Source organism: Mucilaginibacter sp. R-33 (genome assembly GCF_049949235.1).
Lineage (GTDB): Bacteria > Bacteroidota > Bacteroidia > Sphingobacteriales > Sphingobacteriaceae > Mucilaginibacter.
Genome location: NZ_CP188089.1, coordinates 6,144,678 through 6,159,188 on the forward strand (window position 1 = coordinate 6,144,678; position 14,511 = coordinate 6,159,188).

A 14,511-nucleotide genomic window follows, 5' to 3' on the forward strand; every position below is an offset into this window, starting at 1 on the left:
TGAATAAAATAAAATTTGCAATTATATAAGCGCTTATATAAATTGCATAATGAATTTATATCAAAGTCTCGGTCATTTGGTTTTGGGTAGCCGTTTGAGGCGGCTGAGCGAAGCTTTTTTGTCTGAAATTAATCGTGCTTATCAAACTGCAGGTATCGATTTTGATGCCAGCTGGTTTCCCGTATTTTATCTGCTGTCAAAAAATGATGCGCTATCCATTAAGGAATTAAGCGAACAGATAGAGGTATCACATCCGGCTGCCAGTCAGCTGATCACTAACCTGAAAAAACGTGGACTTGTAAGCACCGATACCTGTACCGACGACGGCAGACGGCAACTGGTTACACTCACTGCGGATGGGCGTGAGTTGCTGAAGCAGGTTATACCTGTTTGGGATGCCATCAGCCTGTCGATGGCTGAACTCGTTGCCAAAGACGAAACAGCAAAACAATTACTGCCGGCAATAAGCGCACTTGAAAGCACTTTCAGGCAAACTAAACTGGCCGATAATATCGTTGAAAAACTGAATACCAATTTAAAACCAGCCGGCAATGACTAAAATATTTAATTACGGCACCGACCACCTTACTATAGGTATCTGCCTTGATATAGCAGCAGGTAAAACCAAAGGTATCATTAATAATGAAGCTGCGGACATGATCAAATCTTCTTGGCGCGAGGTTGAAAAGATTGTGCATAGCCACCATCCGGTTTACGGGATTAATACCGGATTCGGCCCGCTTTGTGATACCCGGATCTCGGAAGAAGATACCAGTTTGCTGCAAAGCAATATCCTCAAAAGTCACAGCGTAGGCGTAGGGAAACCTATCCCACAGGAAATTGCTAAATTGATGATGATTACCAAAGTGCAGGCTTTGGCACAAGGCTATTCGGGCATCGCACTTACAACGCTTGAGCGGATCATCTGGCATATCGACAACGATATCATTCCGGTAGTTCCGGAAAAAGGTTCGGTAGGAGCTTCCGGTGATCTGGCGCCTTTATCGCACCTGTTTTTACCATTAATTGGTTTGGGAGAGGTGTTTGAAAATGGTGAAAGGGTGCCTGCTGGAAAGCTTTTAAACAAGCACGGTTTACAGCCATTATCGCTTGGCCCTAAAGAAGGGCTTGCCCTCATCAATGGCACACAGTTTATCCTGGCCTTTGCTGTTAAAGCTGTACAGCGGCTGGATGATGCCCTGAACCGCGCAGACCTGATCGGAGCCATGTCGTTAGAGGGATTGATGGGCTCTATCCGCCCTTTTGATAAGCGATTGCACCAGATCAGGCCTTTTAAGGGCACAAGGATGGTAGCACATCGCTTGTTTACTTTGCTTGATGGGTCAGAAATCAATTCGTCGCACATAAACTGCGATAGGGTACAGGACCCATATTCGTTACGTTGTATGCCGCAGGTGCATGGTGCATCGCGCAATGCATGGCTGCACCTGAAAGAGCTTACTGAAATTGAGCTCAATTCGGTTACCGATAACCCGGTTATTTTCAACGCCGACGATACCATTAGCGGGGGGAATTTCCATGGGCAACCACTGGCTTTGCCGCTTGATTATGCAACCACAGCAGCGGCCGAAACTGGTAACATTGCCGACAGGCGCTGCTACCTGATGAGCGAAGGCCGTTACGGTTTGCCCAAACTGCTTACGCATGATGCCGGGCTTAATTCGGGCTTAATGATCCCGCAGTATACCACCGCCGCCCTCGTTACCGAAAATAAAACCCTGTGTTTCCCGGCCAGTGCCGATAGTGTGCCAACCTCGCTTGGACAGGAAGACCATGTGTCTATGGGCTCTATTAGCGGGCGCAAGTTACACCAGGTGATAGATAATATTGAATACATCCAGGCTATTGAGTTGCTTTACGCAGCCCAGGCTATGGATTTCCGCAGGCCGTTAAAATCAACCCCGGTTATTGAAGCTTGCCATCTGTTGGTAAGGCAACATGTTGATTTTATACAGGATGACCGCGTTTTTGCTATTGATATTAACAGTCTTCACAAACTGATTACGGATGGCTCCCTGCTGAAAACTGCAGGTGATGCTGCTATTGCTCACCAAATAGATTTAAGTCATGACGAGTTCGGAATTTATTAAAACCTACGCCAACCACCCGGTATACAAAGCGCCGCGTGGTATGCAGCTTCATGCCAAAAGCTGGCAAACCGAGGCCCCGCTCAGGATGCTGCTTAACAACCTTGACGGCCAGGTAGCTGAAAATCCTGGCGAGTTGGTAGTTTACGGTGGCATTGGCCAGGCCGCCCGCAATCCTGATGCGCTTCGTAAAATTATTGAGTTGCTGCTGGAGTTGGACGAATATCACTCGTTGCTTATCCAGTCGGGCAAGCCGGTTGGTATTATCCGTAGCCACCCGGAAGCGCCGAGGGTTTTGATTGCCAATAGTAACCTGGTTCCTGCCTGGGCCAACTGGGAGCATTTTAATGAGCTGCGCGAAAAAGGATTGATGATGTATGGTCAAATGACAGCCGGCAGCTGGATCTATATTGGTACGCAAGGCATTTTGCAGGGCACCTATGAAACTTTTGTAGAATGCGGCAATCAGCATTTCAATGGTGACCTGGCCGGAAAACTCATTGTAAGTGCCGGTTTAGGAGGAATGGGCGGCGCTCAGCCATTGGCTGCAACCATGGCCGGTGCCGTGTTTTTAGGCGCCGATGTGGATGCGTCACGGATCCAAAAGCGGGTTGATACGAAATATATCGACAGGATGACGGATTCGTATCATGAAGCTATCGCCTGGGTAAAAGAAGCCATCGCCAAAAAGGAGCCGCTTTCGGTGGGATTAGTAAGCGATGCCGGTGATTTGCTCGAAAAACTATTGAAAGATAATATCATCCCTGATATGCTTACCGACCAAACTTCGGCACATGATCCATTGAATGGTTATATTCCAAATGATCTCTCATTAAATGAAGCTGCTGCTTTGAGAAAAAGCGATGCGGTTGAATATAAACGACTTTCGCTAAAAAGTATGGCAAGGCATGTGAGCTTGATGCTGGAACTACAAAAAAGAGGTGCCATAACATTTGATTATGGCAACAACTTGCGCGAGTTTGCGCGGCAGGGTGGCGAAGCTGATGCTTTTAATTTTCCGGGTTTTACGCCGGCTTATATCCGTCCGCTGTTTTGCGAGGGTAAAGGACCGTTCAGATGGGTAGCACTATCCGGGGATCCGGAGGATATTTACGCTACCGATCAAGCCTTGATCGAGGCGTTCCCCGAAAATAAACCATTAATTACCTGGCTTAAAAAAGCTCGGGAGAAAATTGCTTTTCAGGGCCTGCCTGCCCGCATCTGCTGGCTTGGGATGGGCGAACGTGAAAAAGCCGGACTGATATTTAACGAACTGGTGGCATCCGGCAAAGTAAAAGGCCCAATAGTGATCGGTCGCGACCACCTGGACTGCGGTTCAGTAGCATCGCCCAACCGCGAAACTGAAGCCATGTTAGATGGCTCGGATGCCGTATCCGACTGGCCGCTGCTCAACCTGATGGCCAATGCATCAGGTGGTGCAACCTGGATCTCGTTTCATCATGGCGGCGGGGTAGGTATGGGGTATTCCCAGCACGCGGGCATGGTGGTACTCGCCGACGGCAGCCATCGCGCGGCAACCTGCCTGAAACGGGTACTGTATAATGACCCGGCTATGGGTATCTTTAGGCATACTGATGCGGGATATGATAAAGCTGCGGAATGGGCGGATAAGTTTGGGTTGAGAGTGTGGTAAAGCATAAAATATAAAAGCGTCATCACCGTCCCATCAGGGTCTCTCGCAGAGGACCCTGATGGGACGTAATACATAAAAAACGCGTCATTGCGAGGTACGAAGCAATCCCGAACTGTACAGAGGGATTTGTATGGCAGCTCTGCTGATCGGGGATTGCTTCGTCCCTCGCAATGACGGACGGAAGAATAAAATGAAAAAACTAACAGGTCCGTTTACACAAATACTGCCTTTAACAGGCTTATCGCTTAAAGGTGCCCTGAAAGATGAGCAATTGCACATTATTACCAATGGCGGTATGCTGATTGAAGACGGCGTTATATTGGCGGTTGATGATTTTGAGAAGCTCCGCAAAAGCTATCCATCGGCGCAAATAGAAGAAATTAGCGGCGATCATATCCTGTTACCTGGTTTTATAGATTGCCATACGCACATCTGTTTTGCAGGAAGCAGGGCAAAGGATTATGCCATGCGCAACGCAGGCAAAAGTTATTTGGAAATCGCAGCATCGGGAGGTGGTATCTGGGATTCTGTTAGGCAAACCCGTTCGGCCACTGAAATCGAATTAAGCAATTTACTGTCGAAACGGATAGCCCGGCATTTAGCAGAAGGGGTAACGACTATTGAGATAAAAAGCGGTTACGGTTTGTCTGTGGCAGAGGAACTAAAACAACTTAAAGCCATTCATCAGGCTGCTAACAAAACTCGCGCTCATATTATACCAACCTGCCTTGCCGCGCACATTAAACCCAAAGATTTTGATGGTGACGGAAATGAATACCTGAAATATTTGCTGAATGATCTGTTACCGAAGATAAAGCAACAGGATTTGGCAAACCGTGTTGACATTTTTATTGAGCAAAGCGCTTTTAATACCAGCGATGCGCTGTTTTATTTAAGCAGGGCCAAGCAAATGGGTTTTGAGGCTACCGTTCATGCCGATCAGTTTACAACAGGTGGCAGCGAAGTAGCTGTTAAAGCCAGAGCTGCTTCGGCCGATCATCTGGAAGCGAGTGGCGATTATGAGATAAAATTATTAGCCAATTCAGATACTGTTGCTGTAACTTTACCCGGTGCATCGCTTGGTTTGGGAATGGGATATGCCCCTGCCCGTAAGCTGCTTGATGCCGGAGCCTGCCTTGCCATCGCCAGCGATTGGAACCCTGGATCGGCCCCAATGGGCGATCTGCTGATGCAGGCATCGGTAATGGCGGCAGCTGAAAAGTTAAGCACGGCCGAAGTTTTCGCGGGTTTAACTTATCGCGCGGCACAGGCATTAAAACTAAATGATCGCGGTGTATTAACCAAAGGTAAGCTTGCCGATATGCAGGCCTATCCATGTAATGATTACCGTGAGATCTTATACCAACAGGGAAAACTAAAACCGAATCATGTATGGACAGCCAACCATTGATATAAAAATTATTTTTGCTGATTACTCACGAACACTAAAAACTAACCTCTGATCTCTAACCTCCAATCTCTCAAATGAAATTAATAGAATGCGTACCCAATTTTAGCGAAGGTGTTAACCTCGATATCATTAAACAAATAACAGACGCAGTTGAATCTGTTGAGGGAGTAAGCCTGCTTAATGTTGATCCGGGAAAGGCCACTAACCGAACTGTAGTGACCTTCGTAGGCGAACCGGAGAAAGTGATTGAAGCCGCTTATCGCGCCATAAAAAAAGCCGGCGAGCTGATTGATATGAGCAGGCAAAAAGGCGAGCACCCAAGGATGGGCGCAACGGATGTTTGTCCGCTGATCCCGATTAGTAATATCACCATGGAGGAAACTGCTGAATATGCAACGCAGCTTGCCAAACGCGTTGGCGAGGAGTTACAGATCCCGGTTTATTTGTATGAGGCTGCGCAGCCTAACAAAAGCCGGAGCAACCTATCGGTGATCCGTGCAGGTGAGTATGAGGGCTTTTTTAAGAAGATCAAACAACCGGAATGGGCACCCGATTTCGGTCCGGCGGAGAACGATGTTAAGCGCGGGGCAACTGTAATTGGTGCCCGTGATTTTTTGGTAGCCTATAATGTTAACCTGAATACTACATCCGTCCGCAGGGCAAATTCTATCGCTTTTGACGTGCGTGAAGCCGGCCGTACCCTGCGCGAGGGGGACCCAATCAATGGTAAAATAGTATATGACGAACATGGCAAAGCCAAAACCATTCCGGGTTCGTTGAAATCTGTAAAAGCTATCGGCTGGTACATTGAGGAATATGGCGTTGCCCAGATCTCGATGAATTTGACCAATATCAATGTTACCCCGGTTCATAAAGCTTTTGACGAAGTGTGCGATAAAGCTGCTGCACGCGGCATCAGGGTAACCGGCAGTGAGCTGGTGGGATTGATCCCATTGAAAGCGATGCTTGATGCAGGCAAATACTTTTTAGAGAAACAGCAGCGATCTACAGGAGTAAGCGAAAAAGAACTTATCAGGATAGCCATCAAATCAATGGGGCTTGATGAACTTTCACCCTTTAAACCCGAACAACGGATCATTGAATATTTGCTGAAAGATAAAGCCGACAGCAAACTTATTAACATGAGCCTTACCGATCTGGCCGATGAAACTGCCAGCGAAAGCCCGGCACCGGGTGGTGGCTCAATCTCGGCAGTTGTTGGTGCTTTAGGAGCGTCGCTGGCTACTATGGTGGCTAACCTGAGCTCGCATAAAAAAGGATGGGACAACCGCTGGCAGGAGTTTAGCGACTGGGCGCAAAAAGGCCAGCAATTTAAAAATGAGCTGTTAGCATTGGTTGACCAGGATACCACAGCCTTTAACCAGATCATGCAGGCGTTCTCTCTGCCAAAATCAAACGATGAGGAAAAGGCAGTTCGTGATAAAGCCATACAGGATGCTACCCGCTATGCTATTGAAATTCCTTTTAAAGTAATGGAGGCAGCTTTAGACAGCATGGAGGTGATTAAAGCAATGACACTAACAGGTAACCCCAATTCCATAACCGATGCAGGAGTGGCCGCCCTTTGCGCCCGTACTGCGGTATTAGGTGCATTCATGAATGTAAAGATCAATGCTTCGGGTTATAAAGATAAAAGCTATGTAGTTGACGTTATTTATCGTGGCAATGAAATTGAGCGGAAAGCGATTGCGCTGGAAGCGGAGATCATTGAGTTGGTGAATGAGAAAATAGGGTTGAAGTAGTCGGAGCTGCTTCCAAAACGTCATTGCGAGGAACGAAGCAATCGCGAGCTTTACAGGGCGAACCTGCTAATCGGGGATTGCTTCGTACCTCGCAATGACGGTAGTTTGAGATTTGCGATCACACCAAATACTCAAACAAAGTCTGGTCTTTATTCAGTTCGATAACATTAAAACGGTGCGCGTGCATTCGTTGCAACAAAGCCGGATAATCTTCTGCATTCTTTAGTTCGATACCTACCAGTGCCGGGCCGTTTTCTTTTTCATTCTTTTTGATGAATTCGAAACGGGTAATATCATCACCAGGGCCTAATACGCTATTCACAAACAGTTTCAAAGCTCCCGGACGTTGCGGGAAACGTACTATGAAGTAATGTTTCAGGCCTTCATACAGCAGCGATTTTTCTTTGATCTCCTGCATGCGGGCAATATCGTTATTACCACCACTGATGATGCAAACTACTTTTTTGCCTTTGATCTGCTCTTTGCAGGCATCAAGCGCGGCTACTGACAGGGCACCTGCGGGTTCAACCACAATGGCATCCTCGTTGTAAAGTTTGAGTATGGTAGTGCAGATTTTACCTTCTGGCACCAATAACATATCATTCAGGATCTCTTTACAGATGTTGTAAGTTAAGGCCCCAACACGTTTAACGGCGGCACCGTCAACAAATCGGTCTATCTCATCTAACGTAATGGGTTTGCCGTGATTGATGGCACCCAGCATTGATGGGGCACCTTCAGGCTCAACGCCTATCAGGTGGATATCAGGATTGTTGTTTTTAAGATAAGTGCCCGTTCCAGATGCAAAGCCACCGCCACCGATGGGCATAATAGCCACTTCAACATCGGGCAGGTCCTGTAGTATTTCAACGCCTACGGTTCCCTGGCCTTCAATAACGCGGTAGTCATCGAAAGGAGGGATGAAGGTCATTTGATTTTTTTCGGTGTAGGCAAGGGCTTCGGCCAGGCAATCGTCAAAAGTATCACCGGTGAGTACAATCTCTATATTACCGTTGCCAAACATGGCCGTTTGTTTAACCTTTTGTTTGGGGGTAATCTCCGGCATAAAAATTACGCCCTTAATATTCTTTTTATTGCACGAAAAGGCTACGCCCTGGGCATGGTTGCCTGCACTGGCGCAAACCACGCCGCGGCTCAACTCATCATCATTTAACTGACTGATCATGTTGTATGCGCCGCGCAACTTATAGGAGCGAACAACCTGCAGGTCTTCGCGTTTTAAATAAACCTCACACTCGTATTTTGCCGAAAGACCGGCGTTATATTGCAGCGGAGTACGTTTCACAACGTCCTTTATCCGCTGGTATGCCGCTTCAAAATCAAGCTGGCTTTTTGTATCAGTTTCCATTGTTAATTTTTTACCAGTCGGTGCGCCATAAGGCCTTGCAAATCCTGGTCATTTATGTCAAGCTTGCTATCGGCAAGCGTTAAAAAGTTATTGTAAACAAAAGCAAGTTCTTCCTTATCCAGCGTATATCCTAAACGCTCCAGATGGAATTTCAGAGCATGCCTGCCGCTGCGCGCGGTTAGCACTATTGTGGCGCTCGGAAAGCCTACATCTTCAGGGCGAATTATCTCGTAATTTTCACGCATTTTCAGGAAGCCGTCCTGGTGAATACCTGAGCTGTGTGCAAAGGCATTGGCACCTACAATAGCTTTATTAGGCTGTACCGGCATACGCATTTGCGTACGGATCATCTGGCTCAATTCATAGAATTTTTTAGAGTCGATTTGAGTATGCAGGCCCAGGGTATGGTGTGTTTTCAGGATCATCACCACTTCTTCAATAGAAGTATTACCTGCACGCTCGCCGATACCGTTGATGGTACCTTCAATTTGGCGGGCACCGTTCTGTAAACCGGCTATTGAGTTGGCAGTAGCCAGGCCAAGGTCGTTATGGCAATGTACTGAAATGATAGCTTTATCAATATTTTTAACGTTTTCTTTCAAAAACTTGATCTTAGCACCGTATTGGTCTGGTAAGCAGTAACCGTTGGTGTCCGGAATGTTCACCACAGTTGCACCGGCTGCGATAACAGCCTCAACCATTTGAGCCAGGTAAACTACATCGGCCCTGCCTGCATCTTCGGCGTAAAACTCGATATCCTCAACCGATTTTTTTGCGTATTTAACGGCTTCAACAGCGCGCTCCAAAATCTCTTCGCGGGTGCTGTTGAATTTATGCTTGATATGCATGTCAGACGAACCGATACCTGTATGGATCCGCGGACGTTTAGCATACTGCAGAGATGCTACAGCGGCGTCAATATCGCCTTTGTTGGCACGGGTAAGCGCGCAAACGGTAGGTTCTTTAACAGCTTTTGAAATTTCAACAACGCTTTGGAAGTCGCCCGGACTTGAAACCGGGAAACCTGCTTCAATAATATCCACGCCCAGTAGTTCCAGTTCCTTAGCTATCTCAATCTTTTCGGGGGTTGTTAACTGGCAACCCGGTACCTGCTCGCCATCGCGGAGCGTGGTATCAAAAACATAAACGCGGTTGGGATCGTGTAACATATCTTTTTTAGATTTGAGATGTTAGATATGAGATTTGAGGCTCATGCCTAATCATCTATATTGTTATTTTTTGTTTCTTTTATTTTTTGTTAGAGGTATAATTTGAGATATAAAGAATCTCATATCTCAAATCTCACGTCTCATATCTCTTTGAAGAAGCGAGTATTCAAGTTAGAGAAAAAAATCTCATATCTCAAATCTCACGTCTCCTATCTACTTTTTTATCGCAATAAATCTTAACCTTTTGTAATCGGCGTACCATTGGCCGTTGTCATTGTAAAAAGGTTCAAGCTTTTTAGTGATCTCGGCCAGAATTTGATCTTTCTCATCCTCGGGAATGCCTTCTAAAAACTGTGCGCCAAACATGGTAATCCATTTGGCTACACCCTGTTCACCGTCCTGCAGTTCGGTTCTGCGATCATAATGAATCATGTAGGTCACTCTGAAACCATGCTCTTCCAGTTTGGTAGCATACTCGCCAACTGATGGAAAATACCATATTTTACTATCTGCCTGTTCATTATAACCATGGTTATGCAGTACAAGTTTGGTAGCCTCAATCAAACGTTCAACATTATCCTTGCCGCCCATTTCGGCAACAAACCGGCCTCCTTTTTTAAGGCTGTTGGCTACGCTGTGAATAGCTCCGTTGGCATCAAGCACCCAATGCAGGGCCGCATTTGAAAACACAGCATCGTACTTTTCTACCGTGTGAAAATCAGCTGCATTTTCTACCGCGAAATCAACATCAGGATAAAGCTGTTTAGCCTGGGCTATCATTTCGGGCGAGTAATCTGTGCCTTTTACAATGGCTCCTTTATCTTGTATTTGTTTAGTTAAATGGCCTGTGCCACAACCCAGGTCAAGGATGCGCTCACCTTGTTTCACATCCAGAAACTCCAGCACATCCTCTCCGTATTTGAATACGAAGGCATGCTTTTGGTCGTATAAATCAGCGTTCCATTTCATTTTTTTCTTTGATTACACCGATGATTTTTTGATTACACCGATTTTATTTTTTTTTGATTACACCGATTAGTAGATGATTTCACCGATTTTTTTCTTGGATAAACTTCAACTTTAAAAGCGTTGGAATTGTGCGATTCCCCTCTTGAGAGGGGGGAGGGGTGTGTTTCTACTTTTTGCTTATCCCTTGTATAACACACCCCTGCTCTCGCTCGTTTCCTCCGCGCCCCCTCTCAATAGGGGAACTTAAAAAGGCTTATCTAATGCCTTCCTGCACTTTTATCTTGTTTTTAAAGTACGTAATCACGTAAGCCACTGCAGCTGCAAGGAAAAAGCCATTAACCCAAATCACCTTGCCAATGGCATCTGCCGAAGCTGCGGTAACAACTATTACTACCAGGCTGAGGGCTATAATCACCCATAACATCAGCCTGCTGTTTGAGCGGATGATGGCATAAACCCCGGCTATCTGACCTGTTATCGCAAATAATAAAACCAGGTTTTCAAGCTTTTCGTTATCATCCATGCTCATGGCCATCAGCACCTCAATGAAAGCGAATGTCCCTCCTCCGTTATTGGCTCCATAGCCGCAGAAGAGGAACAATATCATCATGAAGATGCTAAACTTAGTCATCATGATATCAATTGTTAATTGAGGTTATCGGATTTCACGTTAAACTCAATTTTTCGTTCTTTCACTTCTTTAAGATACCTCACCACATAAATGACGGCCATCACCAAGAAAGTTCCATTTGTCCAGATTACAAGGCTTAGTGCCCCGCGCGACATAATTGTTGCCGCTATGACTACTAAACTCAGCAAAATGGTTACCCAAAGCGTTAGCTTATTAAGAGATCGCCTTATAGCTATAAAGCCCGTTATGTGTAAAGCGATTATCGGTAACATCAACAAAATCTCCTTGTCTAAAGCTCCTACAAAAGGTGCTATTATTACAAATAGCTCTGCCATTATAAAAGGGCCACCACTATGCCCCGCTGCAAACATGCAGAACAGGAACAATATCATGATGACTATCTTTAACCTGGCCATGTACTAATCTATAAATATTCAAGCACTTTTTGGCCCATTGCCGTAGTACCTAAAATTTTGGCTTTGTCGGTATGGGCATCAGCAATATCGCCGGTGCGGTAACCGTCTTTCAGCGCTTTATCAATAGCGTCTGTTATCTTTTTAGCTTCCTCTTTCAGACCGAAGCTTATTTCAAGCATCAGCGCAACAGATAGGATAGAGGCCAGCGGATTTGCTTTATCCTGACCGGCAATATCGTGTGCCGAACCGTGGATGGGTTCAAAAAATCCGGTACCATCACCTACCGAAGCAGAAGCCAGCATACCCATTGAACCTGCAATTTGCGATGCTTCGTCGGTAAGGATATCACCGAATAAGTTGGCGGTTAATACCACATCAAACTTTTTAGGGTTTTTAACCAACTGCATGGCCGCGTTGTCGATAAACATGTGTTCGGTTTCAACATCGGGATATTGTTTGGCAATTTCCTGTACAACCTCGCGCCATAAGCGTGAAGCCTCAAGCACGTTTGCTTTATCAACAGAGCATAACCTTTTACCACGTACACGGGCTGCTTCGTAAGCTTTGATAGCGATACGCTCAACTTCATAACGTGAGTAGATCATCAGGTCGGAAGCTGTATTGCGGTCTTCACTACGTTTTTTCTCGCCGAAATAAACGTCGCCGGTTAGTTCGCGGAAGAAAAGGATATCGGTACCTTTCAGAATTTCAGGCTTAAGGCTTGATGCATCCAGAAGCTCATCAAACAGCATAATAGGGCGCAGGTTGGCGTATAAACCAAGTTCCTTACGGATCTTTAATAATCCCTGCTCCGGGCGTACTTTAGCCGACGGATCATTATCATATTTGATGTGACCGATAGCGCCAAACAGGATAGCGTCGCTTGCTTTAGCTTTAGCCAATGTTTCATCGGGTAGCGGATTGCCGGTTGCCTCGATGCCGGCGTGGCCCATCAGGGCTTCGTCGAACGTAAATTCGTGGCCAAAATCCTGACCGATTTTTTCTAAAACTGCTTTACCCCAGGTAGTAACCTCCGGGCCTATCCCGTCGCCGGGTATTACTAATATGTGTTTTTTAATTCCCATAACCCTAATCTCTGCCTGTGGCAGCGGTTTTTTGTTTTATAGATTTTTATTTCATTCGGGTTTTATACCGCGTACTTCTTTTAGTTTCATCACCATTTGCTCGGCCTCGTTTTCTACCCAGTGGGTATACTCGTCAATGGCCTGCAAGCGCGATTCATCGTCGATGTAGCCTTCCTCAACCATTTGCTTTGATTGAGCTACTTTTGCCCAAATGCCTGCTTTGCCTTCAAAGTTATATTCGCCTTTTTGGTAAACCTCATCGGCATTAAATACTTCGATATTGGTAAAACCGGCTTCCTGCAAATATTCGGGCAGATCTTCGGCGATATGATTGTTCATGCCCGCATCTCCCCGCCACCTTAAAAAGGTAGCATAAAAGCGTTGCATACTTGCCGGCGGCTGCGGCTGCCATTGCAAAGCCTCGTGGTTATAATCCAAAATGGATACTGTACCACCAGGTTTTAACAACGAATACATTTTCTTCAAAGCCTCAACCGGATTGCTCAGCCATTGTAAAACGCGGGCGGATACAATCAGGTCATACTTTTCTCCGGGTTCAAAGCTGAACAGATCGGTATAGATGAGCTCCATATTTTGAACCGAAGCGTAAGTTTCCTTACCGCTCTGGATAAAATACTCTGTATTATCAATGCCCGTAACATGACCGCTTTCACCAACCAATGCGGCAATATCCTTAGAAATAGCGCCGGTCCCACAACCCACATCCAGCACCTTCAAGCCAGGCCTGAGCAGGGGGGCAAGGGTAGCATAATCATTCGCTAAACTCCGTTCGTCGAATAATTTGGCGGTACCTTTACCTTCTCGCTGAATATGTTTTTGTTGGTTCATTTGCTTTGGTTTATTAAGCTCCGCTGTCATTAGGTCATTGAGTCATTTTTTTGACCTTCCACCTTTCGCCTTTAACCTTTTACTTCGCAGATTCGAACTCCTCAATTTTGCCTTTCTGGCTCAGGATATAATCAATATCATCGTAGCCGTTTATCAGGCAGGCCTTTTTGTAGGGGTTGATCTCGAAAGTCTCGGATTCGCCGGTAGATGAAATTTTGATGGTCTGACTCTCCAGATCGATCTCAATTTCTGCTTTATTATCACCGTAAACCTCGTCAAAGATCTTTTTCAGGAAATCATCGCTCACCTGTACCGGTAACAAACCGTTGTTAAGCGCGTTGCCTTTAAAAATATCGGCAAAAAAACTGCTGACTACAGCATCAAAACCATAATCAGAGATGGCCCAGGCAGCGTGCTCACGGCTGCTGCCGCAGCCAAAGTTTTTACCGGCTACCAGCACTTTACCGCTAAAGTTTGGATCATTAAGCACGAAATCAGCTTTAGGAGCGCCGTCGCCATCATAACGCCAATCGCGGAATAAGTTATTGCCAAAACCATCGCGGGTAGTAGCCTTCAAAAACCTTGCAGGGATGATTTGATCAGTATCGATGTTCTCGATAGGCAAAGGCACTACAGTGGTTTGAATGTGTTTAAATATTTTAGTTGCCATCTTTTTTAGATTTGAGATGTTAGATATGAGATGTGAGATCTTGTATCTCCCTACTCAATATCAGTATAATGTTCAACAGTTGGGAAAGGATCATAAAAATGATGTAATAAACCTTTCCATTCCTCGTATTCTTTTGATCCTCTGAAGCCTTCTGTATGGTCGGTAAGTTTTTCCCACTCAACCAATAAAACAAACTGGCTTGTATTTTCTATACACCTTTTTAACTGGTGCGAAATGTAGCCTTTCATTTTTGATATGATGCCCTGTGCTTTTGAAAATGCTTCGATGAAAGCATCTTCCTTTCCGGCGATCACATTAAGTACGGCTACTTCGAGTATCATTTATTTATAGACTTGAGCTGTTAGAAGTGAGATATGAGAGAGCGTGATTGAGGCTTTGTCTCATATCTCAAATCTC

The 14,511-nt window shown here is 45.7% G+C and carries 14 protein-coding genes; 5 read left to right on the forward strand and 9 right to left on the reverse strand.

The window, feature by feature from the left end; translation table 11 throughout:
- Nucleotides 1-49 precede the first annotated feature (49 nt).
- From ACP26M_RS25585 to ftcD, 5 genes are all read left to right on the forward strand, one after another.
- A complete protein-coding gene (locus ACP26M_RS25585; RefSeq protein ID WP_426584435.1) occupies nucleotides 50-559 on the forward strand; it encodes a MarR family winged helix-turn-helix transcriptional regulator in 510 nt (169 codons plus the stop codon).
- Nucleotides 552-2,111 (forward strand): histidine ammonia-lyase, encoded by a 1,560-nt coding sequence (gene hutH, locus ACP26M_RS25590; protein WP_426584437.1) that lies wholly within the window; start codon nucleotides 552-554, stop codon nucleotides 2,109-2,111. Before ACP26M_RS25585 ends, hutH begins: the two co-directional genes overlap by 8 nt.
- The gene (gene hutU / locus ACP26M_RS25595; RefSeq protein ID WP_426584439.1) at nucleotides 2,089-3,762 is read left to right on the forward strand and encodes a urocanate hydratase; all 1,674 of its coding nucleotides are present in this window, start codon (nucleotides 2,089-2,091) and stop codon (nucleotides 3,760-3,762) included. Before hutH ends, hutU begins: the two co-directional genes overlap by 23 nt.
- 190 nt (nucleotides 3,763-3,952) lie before the next feature.
- The gene (gene hutI, locus ACP26M_RS25600; RefSeq protein ID WP_426584441.1) at nucleotides 3,953-5,173 is read left to right on the forward strand and encodes an imidazolonepropionase; all 1,221 of its coding nucleotides are present in this window, start codon (nucleotides 3,953-3,955) and stop codon (nucleotides 5,171-5,173) included.
- Between the two features lie 74 nt (nucleotides 5,174-5,247).
- The gene (gene ftcD, locus ACP26M_RS25605) at nucleotides 5,248-6,936 is read left to right on the forward strand and encodes a glutamate formimidoyltransferase (RefSeq protein ID WP_426584443.1); all 1,689 of its coding nucleotides are present in this window, start codon (nucleotides 5,248-5,250) and stop codon (nucleotides 6,934-6,936) included.
- 118 nt (nucleotides 6,937-7,054) lie between these two features.
- Here the strand turns inward: ftcD and ilvA are convergent, their stop codons facing one another.
- The 9 genes from ilvA to ACP26M_RS25650 all read right to left on the reverse strand — a co-directional run bounded on the left by ilvA (nucleotide 7,055) and on the right by ACP26M_RS25650 (nucleotide 14,435).
- Complete coding sequence (ilvA, locus tag ACP26M_RS25610) at nucleotides 7,055-8,305, reverse strand: threonine ammonia-lyase IlvA (protein ID WP_426584445.1); 1,251 nt, start codon at nucleotides 8,303-8,305, stop codon at nucleotides 7,055-7,057.
- Between the two features lie 2 nt (nucleotides 8,306-8,307).
- Nucleotides 8,308-9,474 (reverse strand): 2-isopropylmalate synthase, encoded by a 1,167-nt coding sequence (locus ACP26M_RS25615; protein ID WP_110585567.1) that lies wholly within the window; start codon nucleotides 9,472-9,474, stop codon nucleotides 8,308-8,310.
- Between the two features lie 213 nt (nucleotides 9,475-9,687).
- Nucleotides 9,688-10,443: a class I SAM-dependent methyltransferase gene (locus tag ACP26M_RS25620; RefSeq protein WP_426584448.1), complete on the reverse strand. Its 756-nt coding sequence runs from the start codon at nucleotides 10,441-10,443 to the stop codon at nucleotides 9,688-9,690.
- Between the two features lie 253 nt (nucleotides 10,444-10,696).
- Nucleotides 10,697-11,077, reverse strand: a complete 381-nt coding sequence (locus ACP26M_RS25625) for a hypothetical protein (protein WP_426584450.1) — start codon at nucleotides 11,075-11,077, stop codon at nucleotides 10,697-10,699.
- A gap of 11 nt (nucleotides 11,078-11,088) precedes the next feature.
- A complete protein-coding gene (locus ACP26M_RS25630) occupies nucleotides 11,089-11,490 on the reverse strand; it encodes a hypothetical protein (RefSeq protein WP_426584452.1) in 402 nt (133 codons plus the stop codon).
- Nucleotides 11,491-11,498: 8 nt separating this feature from the next.
- A complete protein-coding gene (leuB, locus tag ACP26M_RS25635) occupies nucleotides 11,499-12,569 on the reverse strand; it encodes a 3-isopropylmalate dehydrogenase (protein ID WP_426589773.1) in 1,071 nt (356 codons plus the stop codon).
- A 57-nt stretch (nucleotides 12,570-12,626) separates the two neighbouring features.
- Complete coding sequence (locus ACP26M_RS25640; RefSeq protein WP_426584454.1) at nucleotides 12,627-13,424, reverse strand: methyltransferase domain-containing protein; 798 nt, start codon at nucleotides 13,422-13,424, stop codon at nucleotides 12,627-12,629.
- A gap of 79 nt (nucleotides 13,425-13,503) precedes the next feature.
- Complete coding sequence (gene leuD / locus ACP26M_RS25645) at nucleotides 13,504-14,094, reverse strand: 3-isopropylmalate dehydratase small subunit (protein ID WP_426584456.1); 591 nt, start codon at nucleotides 14,092-14,094, stop codon at nucleotides 13,504-13,506.
- Between the two features lie 50 nt (nucleotides 14,095-14,144).
- On the reverse strand, nucleotides 14,145-14,435 hold the full coding sequence (locus ACP26M_RS25650; protein ID WP_426584458.1) for an antibiotic biosynthesis monooxygenase family protein: 291 nt from the start codon (nucleotides 14,433-14,435) through the stop codon (nucleotides 14,145-14,147).
- Between the last annotated feature and the right edge of the window lie 76 nt (nucleotides 14,436-14,511).

Excerpts from the sequence above, each read along its gene's own strand:
- ACP26M_RS25585 (WP_426584435.1), top strand. The coding sequence starts at position 50 with ATGAATTTATATCAAAGTCTCGGTCATTTGGTTTTGGGTAGCCGTTTG.
- hutH (WP_426584437.1), top strand. The coding sequence starts at position 552 with ATGACTAAAATATTTAATTACGGCACCGACCACCTTACTATAGGTATC.
- hutU (WP_426584439.1), top strand. The coding sequence starts at position 2,089 with ATGACGAGTTCGGAATTTATTAAAACCTACGCCAACCACCCGGTATAC.
- hutI (WP_426584441.1), top strand. The coding sequence starts at position 3,953 with ATGAAAAAACTAACAGGTCCGTTTACACAAATACTGCCTTTAACAGGC.
- ftcD (WP_426584443.1), top strand. The coding sequence starts at position 5,248 with ATGAAATTAATAGAATGCGTACCCAATTTTAGCGAAGGTGTTAACCTC.
- ilvA (WP_426584445.1), bottom strand. The coding sequence starts at position 8,305 with ATGGAAACTGATACAAAAAGCCAGCTTGATTTTGAAGCGGCATACCAG.
- ACP26M_RS25615 (WP_110585567.1), bottom strand. The coding sequence starts at position 9,474 with ATGTTACACGATCCCAACCGCGTTTATGTTTTTGATACCACGCTCCGC.
- ACP26M_RS25620 (WP_426584448.1), bottom strand. The coding sequence starts at position 10,443 with ATGAAATGGAACGCTGATTTATACGACCAAAAGCATGCCTTCGTATTC.
- ACP26M_RS25625 (WP_426584450.1), bottom strand. The coding sequence starts at position 11,077 with ATGATGACTAAGTTTAGCATCTTCATGATGATATTGTTCCTCTTCTGC.
- ACP26M_RS25630 (WP_426584452.1), bottom strand. The coding sequence starts at position 11,490 with ATGGCCAGGTTAAAGATAGTCATCATGATATTGTTCCTGTTCTGCATG.
- ACP26M_RS25640 (WP_426584454.1), bottom strand. The coding sequence starts at position 13,424 with ATGAACCAACAAAAACATATTCAGCGAGAAGGTAAAGGTACCGCCAAA.
- leuD (WP_426584456.1), bottom strand. The coding sequence starts at position 14,094 with ATGGCAACTAAAATATTTAAACACATTCAAACCACTGTAGTGCCTTTG.
- ACP26M_RS25650 (WP_426584458.1), bottom strand. The coding sequence starts at position 14,435 with ATGATACTCGAAGTAGCCGTACTTAATGTGATCGCCGGAAAGGAAGAT.